The 13,855-nt window shown below is 70.5% G+C and carries 12 protein-coding genes; 9 read left to right on the top strand and 3 right to left on the bottom strand.

From position 1 onward, the window contains the following. Positions 1 to 143: 143 nt before the first annotated feature. On the bottom strand, positions 144 to 1,103 hold the full coding sequence (locus AOQ53_RS35835) for an FAD-dependent oxidoreductase (RefSeq protein ID WP_059423810.1): 960 nt from the start codon (positions 1,101 to 1,103) through the stop codon (positions 144 to 146). 458 nt (positions 1,104 to 1,561) lie between these two features. Between AOQ53_RS35835 and AOQ53_RS35830 the strand changes: the two genes are divergently transcribed. Genes AOQ53_RS35830 through AOQ53_RS35810 form a run of 5 tightly spaced genes read left to right on the top strand, consistent with a single transcriptional unit; the run spans position 1,562 to position 5,220 of the window. Then, the gene (locus AOQ53_RS35830; protein ID WP_099054764.1) at positions 1,562 to 3,169 is read left to right on the top strand and encodes a sensor histidine kinase; all 1,608 of its coding nucleotides are present in this window, start codon (positions 1,562 to 1,564) and stop codon (positions 3,167 to 3,169) included. A 49-nt stretch (positions 3,170 to 3,218) separates the two neighbouring features. Further along, entirely contained in the window at positions 3,219 to 3,647 is a 429-nt protein-coding gene (locus tag AOQ53_RS35825) for a roadblock/LC7 domain-containing protein (RefSeq protein ID WP_059423812.1), read from the top strand. A gap of 2 nt (positions 3,648 to 3,649) precedes the next feature. Continuing rightward, positions 3,650 to 4,027, top strand: coding sequence for a DUF742 domain-containing protein (locus AOQ53_RS35820; RefSeq protein WP_059423809.1), 378 nt, complete (start codon positions 3,650 to 3,652; stop codon positions 4,025 to 4,027). Next, a complete protein-coding gene (locus AOQ53_RS35815) occupies positions 4,005 to 4,607 on the top strand; it encodes a GTP-binding protein (protein ID WP_059423808.1) in 603 nt (200 codons plus the stop codon). Before AOQ53_RS35820 ends, AOQ53_RS35815 begins: the two co-directional genes overlap by 23 nt. A 31-nt stretch (positions 4,608 to 4,638) precedes the next feature. After that, positions 4,639 to 5,220 carry a GAF domain-containing protein gene (locus tag AOQ53_RS35810; protein ID WP_059423806.1) on the top strand — a complete coding sequence of 194 codons (582 nt, stop codon included), beginning with the start codon at positions 4,639 to 4,641 and terminating at the stop codon, positions 5,218 to 5,220. A gap of 94 nt (positions 5,221 to 5,314) precedes the next feature. Here AOQ53_RS35810 and AOQ53_RS35805 read toward each other — a convergent pair whose 3' ends face one another. Continuing rightward, a complete protein-coding gene (locus tag AOQ53_RS35805) occupies positions 5,315 to 6,565 on the bottom strand; it encodes an acyl-CoA dehydrogenase family protein (RefSeq protein ID WP_059423804.1) in 1,251 nt (416 codons plus the stop codon). A 995-nt stretch (positions 6,566 to 7,560) separates the two neighbouring features. Here AOQ53_RS35805 and AOQ53_RS35795 point away from each other — a divergent pair. Then, positions 7,561 to 8,115: a DUF488 domain-containing protein gene (locus tag AOQ53_RS35795; protein WP_099054763.1), complete on the top strand. Its 555-nt coding sequence runs from the start codon at positions 7,561 to 7,563 to the stop codon at positions 8,113 to 8,115. Positions 8,116 to 8,120: 5 nt separating this feature from the next. Here AOQ53_RS35795 and AOQ53_RS35790 read toward each other — a convergent pair whose 3' ends face one another. Beyond that, positions 8,121 to 8,741 (bottom strand): hypothetical protein, encoded by a 621-nt coding sequence (locus tag AOQ53_RS35790; RefSeq protein ID WP_059423801.1) that lies wholly within the window; start codon positions 8,739 to 8,741, stop codon positions 8,121 to 8,123. Between the two features lie 318 nt (positions 8,742 to 9,059). Here AOQ53_RS35790 and AOQ53_RS35785 point away from each other — a divergent pair, with 318 nt between their 5' ends. The 3 genes from AOQ53_RS35785 to AOQ53_RS35775 all read left to right on the top strand — a co-directional run bounded on the left by AOQ53_RS35785 (position 9,060) and on the right by AOQ53_RS35775 (position 13,748). Next, entirely contained in the window at positions 9,060 to 11,090 is a 2,031-nt protein-coding gene (locus tag AOQ53_RS35785; RefSeq protein ID WP_059423798.1) for a serine/threonine-protein kinase, read from the top strand. Positions 11,091 to 11,242: 152 nt separating this feature from the next. Further along, entirely contained in the window at positions 11,243 to 12,085 is an 843-nt protein-coding gene (locus tag AOQ53_RS35780) for an FHA domain-containing protein (protein ID WP_059423796.1), read from the top strand. Further along, positions 12,075 to 13,748, top strand: coding sequence for a hypothetical protein (locus tag AOQ53_RS35775; RefSeq protein ID WP_059423794.1), 1,674 nt, complete (start codon positions 12,075 to 12,077; stop codon positions 13,746 to 13,748). Before AOQ53_RS35780 ends, AOQ53_RS35775 begins: the two co-directional genes overlap by 11 nt. Positions 13,749 to 13,855: the final 107 nt, after the last annotated feature.

Below are 13,855 nucleotides of genomic sequence, written 5' to 3'. Positions count from 1 at the left end.
TGTGCGAGCTGCGGCGCCGGTCCGGAAGTCTGCTGGCGCCCGCGGCGCTGCACTGGGCCGTCAACGGCTTCGGCTACGTGCTGGCCTGGGCAGTACCTCGATGGCGGGGCGAGGACTGAAGCCGCACACGACCCGGCCGGCGGTCACCAAAGCCCCTCGGTGAGCAACTGCGCGACCTCCCGCGCGCAGCCCCACGACAGCGTCACTCCGGCTCCACCGTGTCCGTAGTTGTGAATCACAAGGAGGCCGTCTTCACGGCGGTCGGACTCGACCCGCACCTCGAAGCGCGTCGGTCGGACGTCCACTCGATACGCGATGACCCGGGCATCAGCCAGCCTCGGCTCGAGAGCGGCGCAACGCTCGACGATGCCGTGCGCCGCGGCCGCGTCCCCGGACACGTCACCGTCATCGTCGATCGCGCTACCGCCCAGAACGACTGTGTCCCCGTGCGGATAGAAGTGGACGAGGGCGGACGACGGTCCTGTGAGCTCGGAAAAGAATTCCGTGACGCCCGGGTTCTCAACCACCAGCTGACGTACACAGGTTGGCCGCAACGTGAGGTCGCCGGCCAGCGCGGCGGCACCCATGCCGGCGCAGTTGACGACGGCGGACACACCAGCGAACTCGTCGAGTGAGCAGATCACGCGCTGCTCAAGCCTCCCGCCGAGAGCGCGGAAACGGCGACGCAGATGGCCGAGATAGACCGGCATGTCGACGACCGGGGCGGTGAAACGGTGACCGGAGAGGAAGCCGTGAGGAAGCTCGGAGGCGTCAGCCTCCCGAAAGCCGGAGAGGAGTTCGCTCCACCGTGGTTCCTCGAAGGGTTGCCGGGCCGCCATGATCCCGCATGCCATGCGGACACCGGCCTTGCCTTCCTCGGCGAGACGCCGGAAGGCGTCGAGAGATGCGAGACCCCATTCCCGGACATCCGCCCAGGGCTCGACAAGGTGCGGACCCCAGATCGCGCCGGCCACGAGTGATGTACGGGCGGGGATCTCCTCGGCGACCAACCGCACGGACAGCCCGGCCTCCAGCAACACGACTCCAGTGGTGAGGCCGGAGACCCCGCCACCCAGGACGACGACCCTCTCGTTCGTTGGCATGGTCCGACCGTAGCCGTTCGAGCACTCCGCGGGTTCGGCTGCATCCAGTCGCGCTCTGCGGTCCAGTGCTCTGCTCGAGCACGCTGTGCCGTGCCGGCGCCGAGGGCAGACTAATCGTTTCAGCAGTCCGGTAAGTCCTCTTTATGGTCAAGTGATTACCCGTGTGATTACGCCACATGAATGAGACTGGCGTAGGGTGGCCGACCGAATAACCCTCCCATCGCGAAACCGAGTTGCCGGTTGGCTTGCGCTGCGCCGCCAGGTGTCCGAACTGGCTGATCGAGAGGACTTCGATGCCCGATTCCCCGACCTTCACAGCGCGTTCGGATGCCGGTCGAACAACGACCGCGGCGGGCCCGGCGCGCAACAGGCATGCCAGGCGGACAGTCCAGAATCAGCCAGCCGATGCGGTCACCCGGTCCCGCACGGTACGCCTGGCACTGTGGCCCGCTGTCCTCATGGCAGTTCTCGCGGCGGTCCTGATCATCTACGTACTGCTTGCTCAGACCGGCGCCGCCGACGCCGCCACCTGGGGCGTGCTCACCGCGGGCGCCGTACTCGGCACGGGCGTTCTGGTCGGGGCCGTGTTCGCCGGCCGCGCCGAGGCCCGCAGCGCATCGCGGCAGTACGAGGTACTGCGCCGCGCGGTCGCCGCGGGGCAGACGGAACTGCAGGACCTCCTGGAGAGACTGGGCCGGGGGGAGAGCGTCGAGCAGCCTTCGTTCACCCATCACGCCCCGCCCGAGGGCGACGTACACGGTCGTCTGGCCTACGAGATCAACGTCTTGCTGTGGCAGACCAAGACGGTCGCCGCGCAGGGCTCGGCGCAGGCCGCGTCGGCCGCGATGCCCTCCGAGGACAGCAGGCAGGACAGCAAGGAGAGGGTCGAGGTCTTCGTCAACCTCGCCCGGCGGCTGCAGTCCCTTGTGCACCGTGCGATCAGCATGCTCGACCGGCTCGAGAACGAAGTTGAGGACCCGGACCTGCTCAAGGGCCTCTTCCACGTCGACCACCTGGCCACCCGCATCCGGCGGCACGCGGAGAACGTCGCTGTGCTCGGCGGCTCCGTCTCCCGACGCCAGTGGACCCGCCCGGTGACCTTGACCGAGGTACTGCGTTCATCGATCGCCGAGGTCGAGGACTACTCCCGGGTCAAACTGGTGCCCCCGATCGAGGGGACGGTACGCGGTCACGCCGTCGCCGACGTCATCCACCTGCTCGCCGAACTGGTCGAGAACGCCACGGCCTTCTCGGATCCGCACACCCAGGTACTGCTGCGTTCCCAGCGGGTGGCCGCGGGACTGGCGGTCGAGGTCGAGGACCGCGGTCTCGGCATGCCGCTGGAGGAGCAGGACCGGTACAACCAGCTGCTCGCCGAGCCGGACCGCATCGACATCGGCAAGCTGCTCGCGGACGGCCGAATCGGGTTGTACGTGGTTTCCGCGCTGGCCCGCCGCCATGGCCTCGCGGTCCGGCTGCAGAACAACATCTTCGGCGGCATCCAGGCCATCTTGATCATTCCGCGTGGACTGGTCGGTGACGAACCGGAGGAGGCACCGCACCAGGCTGCCGACATGGCCCGGCCGGTTCAGGCTGCCGCCCCGCCGCAGCCGGCCGCCCAGCCCGTGGGCCCGCCGCCCGCGCCGCAGCAGGCCGCCCGCCCCGTAGGCCCGCCGCCCGCAGCGCAGCAGGCCGCCCGCCCCGTAGGCCCGTCGCCCGCGCCGCAGCAGGCCACCCGCCCCGTGGCGCACCAGGCCGCGGCGCAGCCACTGCCTCAAGCCGCGCCAATGCCCATGGCGTCGCGGCACGCAGGGCCCGTGGAGGCCGCGCAGCCGTACGGCCGGGGGCCCTCGCGCACCAGCGGGCCGGCCGACGACGAGCGGCCGCCGCTGCCGCAGCGCAACGCGCAGGAGCACCTCGTGCCGCAGCTCCGGGACGCTCCCGGCACGCACAGGGGGAACGAACAAGAGGCGGAGCACGATCCAGGGCTGATGGCCACGTTCCAGCGAGGATTCGGTCTCGCCGAGAACGAACCCGATGACAATTCCGCTGAAAGCTCTCGCTGAGCACAGGCTTCACACCACCCCCGAGGAGAAGAACGCCACCGTGAGCGACATGCCTACCGTCCAGAACCAGAATCTCGACTGGCTCCTGACCGGGCTCGTCCAAAGGGTCCCCCATGCCCGCAGCGCCCTGTTGCTGTCCTCGGACGGACTGGCGAAGGCATTCGACGGGCTGGAGACCGTCGACGAAGCAGAACACCTGGCGGCCGTGGCGTCCGGTCTGCACTCCCTCGCGCGCAGCGCAGGGATGCGGTTCGCCGAAGGTGCGGACGTACGTCAGGTGGTCGTGGAGCTGGACACCGCGCTGCTGTTCGTGTGCGCGGCGGGCTCCGGGGCCTGTCTGGCGGTCCTGGCCGGAAGAGAGGCCGACGCGGCCGTGCTCGGCTACGAGATGGCCAAGCTGGTCAAGAGTGTCCGCACGTATCTCGCCACCCCGGCCCGGCAACAGGCGGCCGCCGCGGCCCATGATCCGAGGCGCTGAGGATGACGGACGCGCAGGACGAGGCGTGGCTCGACGACGAGGCCGGGCGGTTGGTACGCCCGTACACCGTCAGCAACGGGCGCACCCGTCCCTCGGCGCACTTCGACCTGCTCACCCAAGTGGTGGCCACCGGCACCCGGCCGAACGCCTACTTGGGGCCCGACTACGAGCAGGTCCTGGACCTGTGCGGTGTCCCCCTGTCGGTTGCCGAGGTAGCCGCTCACATGCGGCTGCCGGCCGTCATCACCAAAGTTCTCCTGTCCGACCTCGTGCAGCACGACGCGCTCACCACACGGGCGCCGCACGTCATGAGGGCGGGCTCCCCAACCGACCGAAATCTCCTGGAGGCGGTGCTGAATGGCCTTCGTAAGCGGCTCTGACCCCTTCCGTACCGCCCTGAAGATCCTCATTGCCGGAGGCTTCGGGGTCGGCAAGACCACCTTCGTAGGAGCAGTCAGCGAAATCGAGCCGTTGAGTACCGAGGAACTGCTGACTCAGGTCAGTGCCCGCACAGACAGCCTGGTCGGCATCGAGGACAAGTCGACCACCACCGTGGCGATGGACTTCGGCCGTATCACCCTGGACGATCAACACATCCTGTACCTGTTCGGAACACCCGGACAGGAACGGTTCTGGTTCATGTGGGACGAGTTGTCCAACGGGGCCCTGGGCGCCGTGGTCCTCGCCGACACCCGCCGGCTGGAGCACTGCTTCGCGGCCGTCGACTTCTTCGAACGCCGCGGCATCGGTTTCGTCGTGGGAGTCAACGAGTTCGACGGCGCCTATCACTACACGCCCGACGAGGTCCGCGCGGCCCTCGCCCTCAAGCCCGACACCCCCGTCGTGATGTGCGACGCGCGGCAGTGCTCCTCCAGCACCAGCGTGTTGGTCGCACTCGTACAGCACTTGCTCACCTCGACTCCCGGCGTACCGTCCGCGGAGCTTGACCCGCTGCGCTGACGCACGCTCAGCGCGGCCGATTGGAGCCTGCATGTCAGCCCCGGATCCCTACAGCCAGTACGACCCCACCTCCCACCTGCTTTTGACCCCCGAGGACAGGGACGCCCCCGCCCGCGTCGCCAGGCTGCGCGACATCGGCATCGGGGACGGCCCGGTCGAGGAATTCGACGACTTCGCCGCCGACCTGGCGCGCGTCACCAATGCGCCGTTCTCGATGGTCAACTTCATCGACGAGAACCGCCAGTACTTCGCCGGCCTCTACGCGGCCGGCCGGCCCGGGATGGAGTTGCAGCCGGGTCCGCAGGTGGGCCGGGTGATGGCCCGTGACCACGGCTACTGCCCGCACGTCGTCGTGCGGCGCAAGGCACTGGTGCTGGAGGACGTCTGCGACTATCCGCGGTTCGCCGGGAATCCGGTCGTCGACGAGATCGGCATCCGCTCCTACATGGGCGCGCCGCTGATCGACCAGCAGACCGGGATGGCCCTGGGGACGATCTGCGTCGTGGACACCGACACCCGTCCATGGGGACGGGCGGGCCTGGAGACCATCAAGTCGATGGCGCAGCAACTGACGGAGCGCATCGCCGAAATGGAGCGTAAGGGCGGGATCTGAGCACGTGTGAGGGGCGGCCGCCTACCACCGGGCCCCTTGATTCGTAGTGGGGGAGCCGCGGGCACGACGCTGTGTCGGCGGCTCCCTGCGAGTTTCAGCCCGTGTGGCCGACCGTCTCCAGCGGCAAGGGCTCGGACTGCTCTTCCCGGCGCTGGGCGGGTATCGTCCGCACCAGGTCGGCCAGACGCTCGGACCACTGGCCCTTGGCCTCGCCGAGCGCCATTTCCCCCAGGCGCAGCAGTTGGATGTCGGAGGTGCCGGCGGGTGCGTAGATGTGGTGGGCGTCGCGCAGGTATCGCTCCATCGGGCGATCGGTGAACAGGCCGGCTGCGGCGTGGATGTCCATGCCGTCCTTCGCCGATTCGATGGCGGACTCGACGTTGAGGAACTTGGCGTTCATCAGCTCCGCGTCGCACGGCAGGCCCTGGTCGAGCAGGTGCACCGCGTGGTAGGCGGCCAGCCTGGCCGTCATGAGCCGGGACTTCAACCTGCCCAGCTTGAGCTGGATGTTGTTGACTGCGCCGAGCGGCGCGCCGTACCGCTCACGCTCGATGCACAGAGCGGTTGTCTCCTCGAAGACGGCCTGGTGAATCCCGAGGGAGACCGCGGTCAGGTTGGGCCGGCCGTAGAGCACGCTGGAGGAGTAGGCGACGGCCAGGCCCTGGCCCTCCGAACCGAGCAGATTCTCGGCCGGCACGCGGCAGTTGTCGAAGATCAGCTCGCCGAAGCTGAAGCCGTGCAGTCCCATGGCGGGCTGCTGCGGGGCCAGGGAGAAGCCAGGGCGGTCGGCCTCGACGAGGAACGCCGACAGTCCCTTCGAACCCTCTCCCGTGCGGACGACCACACCGTGCAGGTCCCCGACGTGGCTGTTGCCGACGAAGACCTTGCGGCCGTTGAGAACGTATTCGTCGCCGTCGCGGACGGCGGTGCTGCCCATGCCCAGGACGTGACCGCCTGACTGCGGCTCGGTGACCGCGATCGTGGGCAGGCAGTCGCCCGCGGCGATGCGCGGCAGCCAGGTCCGTTTCTGCCGCTCGTTGCCGAAATGGACGATCTTGGCGACGCCGAGCTGGGATGCCTGCACCATGGCCCCCATGGCCCCACTGACACGGGAGAGTTCCTCGATGATGATCGTCTTGGCAAGGTGTCCGGCCCCCATGCCGCCGTACTCCTTGCCGATGGTCACCCCGATCCATCCCTGCCGCGCTATGAGCAGGGACAGCTCGTGGGCCACCCTTCGCGAAGCCTCCATCTCCGCGATCCGGGGCCGCACTTCGCGTTCGGCGAACTCACGCACTCGAAGCCGGAGATCCTCATGCCACCTGCTGGTGAAGTAGCGTTCCACAATCTCTCCTGTCTGCTACCCCGTCCGGAGTGAGAGGTCGTCCGTCGGGCTTCATCGCCTTCTGGCTGACTCACCTCGCGTATTGTCTACTTGTCGATCCATCTCAGCCAAGATCACCATACAGGTTTGGCCGAAACTGTCGCTCTTGCCTTCCGTCTCCAACTGTGCGATGTGATAGGCCACTTGTCCATTCCGCGCCACACCCCGGCCAGAAACCGCTCAGCCGCGAACAGCGCCAACCACATACCGACACAGCCCCATCCACCAGGCAATTGCCCAGCGCATTGACCGCAGCGCACCAGGACCGAACCAGCCACGTCACGCCTGACTGATAAGGACCCGTTCCCGAGCCGCCAGCGTGATCCACCGGCGCAGATCGGCCATGGCCGTCCCGAAGCAGCCAGAGGCAGCGAAGAGGGCACCTGCGCGGAAAGGTCCCCGGCCAGGCAATACGGCCAGGTCGGAGCCCCAGAGGCAGACGAGTGGGCTGCGCATTGGGGACAAGTGCGCGATTTGTGAGATCAGCCTCTGAAGCGTGCGGGTGATCTGCCTGAGCAAGTCCGTGTACACCGCGTGCCCGCCACAGCCATGCCGGGAGGGGACCACCGAGTCCTCGGGGGATCACTGCGGCCTGCCAGGCGGCCGATGGAAGGCGGGCACGGCGAAGGGGACTCCCCCGGAGGCGGCGTACCCGGCCATCACCTTGGCTCCTCCGGTCCCCAGGCGCCAGGTTCCCCACCGGCCGGAAGCCGCTCCGGAAGCGCGCGCTGCCGTTCGTTCAAGGCGGACCACCGATGCGGGTCAGCGCCCCGCAGCCGCCCAGCGCAGCAGGTCACGGGGCTCGCTGGTCTCTTCCGGGACATCTGACGCGGAGTTGGGTGAGGCAGGGACGCGGCAAACCAGCTCCAGTCCGGGCGCACAAGCGGCTTCTCCTCGGCATACAGCGACAGGCTCCATCCTCGTGTGGGTCCGCGAAAACGGGAAAGTCCGACGGTGTGGACGCGCTTCTGCTGACCTTCGGGCACAGCACCGCCGATCGGGACCGGATCGCCGATCTGCTGCGTCACGCCGGCGTCACGGCCGTCGTGGATGTGCGGACCGCTCCCGGCAGCCGCCGCGACCCCGATCTGTCGCGGCGGCGGCTCGCCGAGTGGATGCCGGGCCGCGGCATCGCCTACCGGTGGGAACCCGCTCTCGGCGGGTTCCGCACACCTCCCGTGGACAGCCCGGACATCGTGTGGCGCAACGCCTCCTTCCGGGGCTACGCCGCCCACACCCGCTCCCCCGAGTTCGTCGCCGCGATGGAACGGGTGCTGCGCGAAGCCGCGCACGGCCGCACCGCCGTGATGTGCAGCGAGGCGGTCTGGTGGCGTTGCCACCGCCGGCTGATCGCCGACTTCGCGGTACTCGCCCGCGGCGTACCGGCTCACCACCTCATGCACGACGGGCGCCTCAGCGCCCATTCGCCGACGCCCGGCGCACGACTGCGCGACGACGGGCTCCTCGTGTACGACGGCTACGACGGCCGCACAGAGCCCGCCCGCGGCTGAGCCCGTCAGTACAGCTTGTTGACCGCCGTGACGGTGGTGGCCTTGAAGTCGGACACCTGGGCGTGCTGGAAGTTGCCCATCTGGCCCCACAGGACCACCGTCACGGTCCTGCCGTCGCGGCCGACCGAGAACAGGCCGATGTTGGAGGAACCCCACACCGAAGCGGTGTGGAGGCCGTAGACGTGAGCGCCCTCCTCGACATTCAGCCGGCCGTAGTTCTTCTGCGTCGCCGTGGTGTCGGGGTCCTGCTCCATCAGCTTCTTCGCGCAGCCGGCGATGTCCTTGCGCAGCAGCGCCGCGAAGTCCTTGGCCCGCTGTGCACTGCGCTCCACGACCGTGATCTGCTGGGCGTTGGTCTCGTACTCGGTCCAGTACGAGCGGTGGGAGGCGATGGACGGCAGGGCCTCGCCCACGCACACCGGCAGCGGGTCCGGCTGACCGGCGGTGACCGGACCGGCGTACCAGGGCGAGGTCCGGTGCGGCGGCAGTTCGGCCGGCTCCAGGAACCGGGGTGTGCCGGAAGCCGGTGCGGTGGCGGCAGTGGCCGGGAGGGCGGCTGCGGCGACACCGGCGGCGGCCGCCAGCGCGGCCACGGTGGTACGGATGCCTCGAGTACGGACGTGCATGTTTCCCCCATGGTTTTCGTGTGAAAGCGCGGGCTTCGGCCCTTGCACCCACTACGACCCGTCACCCCCCGCATACGTTGCCCCGCACCCCTGCTACGGGTTCGTCCCGAATGTCACCGGCCCGCTACAGGGCGTCGGGGACGTAGCCGATCAGTACGTCGGCGGGGCCTCTGGATGCGGACCTCGCCGAAGGCGTGCGTGCGGCTGATGGAGGCTCTGGGGAGACTGTGAGTAACCTTCCGCCTACGCAGTAGGTTCCCCTTACGCGCGCGTGGGTGGTGGCGCGCGTTCTGGGCCGATGCGAGGGGGGAGAAGAACGTGCGTCCCGGAGACGAGTTCGCCGGCCGCTATGTCCTCAAGGAGGTCATCGGCGCAGGGCGCGGCGGTGACGTGTGGCTGGCCCACGACACGATGGTGGGGCAGGACGTCGCGCTGAAGCCGGAGCGTGTCGAGGGCGACCGCGAGACCGCGGTGCGGCGGCTGCTGGGCGAGCCGCGCGCCCTGGCCAAGTTCCGTGATCATCCCCATGTCGTGACACTGTTCGACGTCGTGACGGTGCGGTCGGACGGGGACACCGGCGGGGACGTGGGCGGGGACACCGCCGTGGACGCCGCCGGGGACGTGGGCGAGACGTACTGGTTCGTCATGGAGTACGTGCCCGGCGGCGGGCTCGACCGGCAGCCGCCCATGAGCCCCGAGCGCGTGGCCCGGATCGGGGCCCAACTCGCCGACGCGCTGGCCGCGTTGCACGAGGCGGGCATCGTCCACTGCGACCTCAAGCCCGCCAACGTCGGCCTCACCCGGCGCGGTGCCGCCAAGCTGCTGGACTTCGGTGCCGCCTACCGGGCCGGCGGCAGCGAGACCATCACGGCCAACGGGCCCTACAGCTTCACCCCGGACTACGCCGCCCCCGAGCTGGCCCGGGGGAACGTCCCCCGGCCCGCCTCCGACGTGTTCTGCCTGGCCGCCACCCTCTACGCGCTGGTCACCGGTTCCCCGCCGCGCGGCGGCGAGCCCGGGGCGAACGATGACGGGGCGAACGGTGACGGGGTGGGGGCCGCCGGGGAGGACCGGGACCGTCTGACGTACTGGAAGGCCGAGCAGGGCGTCGTCGAGATGGACGCCGAGGCCGTGGGCCCGCTCCTTCCCGTGCTCGGCGCCATGTTGCGGCGCGACCCACGGCAGCGCCCCGAGGCGGCCGAGGCCGGGCGGCTTCTGGCGGCCGTGGCCGAACATGGGACGCCGGACCCGGACATCCGCCCCGCCCCGCCCGGTGGCGGGCGCCCGCGGCGGCGACGCCGTGCCTTGTTCCTGGCGGCTGCCCTCGGCGTCGGCGCCGCGATCGTCCTGAGCCTCGTCGCCATTCCGGAAAACGGTGACGAGCGGGGTGGGGACGGGAACGGCACGCGGGGGTCCGCCGGGAGGCAGCTGCCGAAGGACCCCTCGAACGGTGGGACGCGGGCCCTGATCGGTGATCCGCGCACCGCCGACGTGTGCGCCCTGGCCGACCCCGACGCGCTCCACCGGTTCGGGGAGAGCGAAGTAGACGTCGACTACGGCAACTTCGACCGCTGCGACGTGCTCGTCCACCCGGACGACAGGTCCCGTATCGACGTGTCGGTCCAACTGCGCAGGGGCTCGCCACCCGAGGCGTCGGACCCCGTCAGGACCATCGGGGGCATCGCCGTCCGGGAGGCACCGTCGAAGAAGGGCGAGTGCGGGCTCCTGCTGTCCCGGGACGCCATCGGCGGCGGTGGCACCGGCAGTGGCCGCACCAGCGGCGACATGTTCGTGGGGGTCCGTGTCGACGTGGGGCACGGCACGGTGGCGGGCGGTGCCGCGGCGCTGTGCGCGGTCGCCGACACCGCCGCCCGCAGCGCGGCCGAAGTCCTGAACCGCGGCCCGCTCCCCCGCCGTTCCCCGCCCTACCCGGACGCCTCGCTGGCCTGGCGGAGCGCCTGCGCGCTGCTCGACGCCGAGGCGCTGTCCGTCGTCCCCGGCATCAGGGCCGACGTGCCGGAGGCCGGTGTCGCGGACTGGGACTGCGAGTGGTTCAGCGACGTCGACGAGCTGGAGGCGGAGATCGCCTTCTTCCGCGACGAGCCCAAGTCCGCGCGGGACGGCCGCATCGTCCGGCTCAGCGGCTACGACGCCGTCGTCGAGCCGGAGGGCAACGGCGACGGCACCTGCACCGTCTTCGTCCCGTACCGCGAGTACGGCGGCCGTGACGCCGAGACGGCCGTCGAGATGCTGCGGCTGCACGTCGGCGGGCAGCGGTCCATGGGCGAGCTGTGCCACCTGGCCACCGAGCTCGCCACCGCCGCGGCCGCGGAACTGCGCGCCCGCTGACGCCCCCACTGCGGTGGCCGACCGGCCACGGGGAGGGGTCCCGAGCAGGTCGGCCCATGCTGACGGGTACGTCCGGCAGGGCCCGCCCGCGCCGGGGCCGCACCGTGTCGATTCCGCACGAGTCGCACGCCCACGCACCGAGGAGACCAGCGATGACCTTCTCCGCCAGCCTCGCGCGCGGTGTCGCGCCCACCGCGCCGGGGACCCTGCACGCGCGCACGGTCACCGGTGACCTGTGCGCCCCGCCCCGTCCGGGACTGACCGTCCGCTTCGGCCGGGGCGAGCGGCCGGATGTGGACCTGGAGGTCGGCGTGGACGACCTGCGGGTGAGCCGCCGGCACGGGGAGCTGACGTACCGTCAGGGACAGTGGTGGCTGCGCAACACCGGGCGGCAGCTGGTGCGGCTGCCGCGCGGCCGGATGATGCACACCGCCACCGAGCCGGTCCCCCTCACCACCGGCTACACCCCGCTGTTCGTGAAGGGCTCCGGCTACCGCGAGCACCTGATCGAGCTGTACGTGGCCGACCACGACGACCAGGGGCCGGTGTCGCGCCGCCGGGCCGAGACCCTGCGGCCTGAGACCTGGGCGCTCGACGACGACGAACGGCTGCTGCTGGTGGTCCTCGGCCAGCGGTACCTGCTGTACGAGGAGGACCCGCGGCCCCTGACGTACTCCATGGCCGCCAGGCAGCTCGTCCACCTGCGTCCGGACGACAACTGGAACGAACGCAGGATCGAGCACCGCATCGAGGTGGTACGCCACCGGCTGCACGGCACCGGCTTCAAGTACCCGCTGGTGCACGACAGGAGCGAGGAGCGGCGGCCCTACGACAACACCCTGCTGCACAACCTGCTCAAGGGCCTGGTGGAGTCGACGACGCTGGTGCCGCCGGACCTCAACCTGATGGACGACGCCCCGGACAATCCCGACCCGTCCGACACCCCGGACTCCAGGACCGGTCGCCCGCGGGGCAGCCGTAGCCATGGGCGGTGACGCACCTGTCGTCCGGGAACGGCTGCGGGAGCTGAGCGGCCCGGAGCTCTACCGCCGCAACGCCTTCCGGGTGACCGGGGCGAGCACCCGCGCGGCCCGCCGTACGATCGTCCGGCGCCGGCAGCAGATCGCCACGGCCGCGAAGGCCGGGGTCGCCGTCGGTCCCGTCGGTGAGCTGCCGCTGCCCGACGCGGCCGGGCCGGAGGAACTCCGCACGGCCTTCGACGTGCTCGACCATCCGCAGCGCCGGATCGTCGACGAGCTGTTCTGGTTCTGGGAGACACCGGATGCCTCGGACGCCTCCTGCCCGTGCGAGCCGGAGCTGCACCGGCAGCACGACGAGGCGGTCCGGGCCCATGCCCGGGCGCTCGACGCGGAGCTGGGGGGCGGTGAGGCGCCACGGCGCCGGGGCGCGGGTGGGCCGAAACGCCCGGCCGGAAAGAAGAAGGGCCGCGGCGGACCGCAGCGCCGCGCCGAGCGCCCCGAGGAGGGGTATTGGCAGACCGCGGCCCGGCTGTGGCGCAAGCTGCTCGGGCAGCGCGCGGTCTGGGCACATCTGCGGCACCGCGTCGCCGCGCTCGACGACAGGCGGCTGACCGAGACCGCGGTGACGGTACTCGAGGCCGAGGTGCGCCGCGTGCTGGTCTCGGCCGTCGCCGGTCTGGCCGCGCGCACCCAGGATCCGGCCCGGCTGGCCCGGTACTGCACGCAGTGGACCTGGACCGGGCGGGGCGTCCTCGGGGAGGCGCTGGAGGAGCAGTTGGCCCCGTTGTACGAGTCGGCGGAGAGCGAGCTGCGCCAGACGGGGGAGGAACTCGCCGGCGCCTTCTCGGAAGGCGACCGGAAGACGGCCGCGACCGCCGCGGCCGGGACGCTGCGCGCCCGGGTCGTCCCGGTCGTGGAGCGGCTCGACGCCTTCGCCGACTTCGGAATGTCGCTGGGTGTCGGCCAGCTCTCCGACACCACCGCCCTGTTGCTCAACAACTGCGCGGTGGCCCTGTCCCCCGCCTCGGACGCGACCCCGCCCGTGCGGGAGAGCTTCGACCTGCTGGACCTGGCGCTGCGACTGAAGCCGTACGAGGGGACGCGGCGGACGATCGAGCAGAACCGTGCGCGGCTGGACGAGGCCGGTGTCTGGTTCGACAAGGCCAAGCCGGTTTTCGATCCGGTGGTGAAGGCTCTGGAGACGGCCGCGAGGCAGCTCGACCGGAGCGATGCGCAGGGTGCTGCCGACACGCTGGAGGCCGCCACGCTGCCGCTGCACGAACTGCGCCGCCTGCGCCGCGGCGCGCTCGCCGGGCTCCCCGACATCCCGGATGCCGTGGACCGGCTCTGCGATTCCGCCGCGATCCTGTTCAACAACTGTGCGATCGCCCTGGCGCCCGGCTGCGGTCGCGGTCTCCGGCTGCTGGAGCTGGCCGAGGAGTTCTGCACGAGCCAGGAGACACGGGGGCGCATCAGCACCAACCGGCTGCTGCTCGACCAGGTACGGGAAATGGGATTGCCGTACGGGACCTCGTACGGCGTGCGGCGGCCGCGCAAGAGCTTGGGGACGCACCTGGAGGAGATCTACTACGGGACCTCCCCCATCGCCGCCAAGGTGTGGACGTCGGTGGTGGTGCTGCTGATCATCGGGCTGGTCGTGGTGGTCTCCGGCGGCTAGTGCCCCGGAAGGCAACGTTCGCCCGTCAAGGAGCGGCGCCCGGTGCGTGCTCTGGGGGTACCCCCTGCTCGAAGAGCTTGGGGGAGTGCCGGCCGGAAGCCCTCGTA

It is taken from the genome of Streptomyces azureus (assembly GCF_001270025.1).
In the GTDB taxonomy this organism is placed as follows: domain Bacteria; phylum Actinomycetota; class Actinomycetes; order Streptomycetales; family Streptomycetaceae; genus Streptomyces; species Streptomyces azureus.
This window is presented reverse-complemented; position numbering and strand designations above follow the sequence as displayed.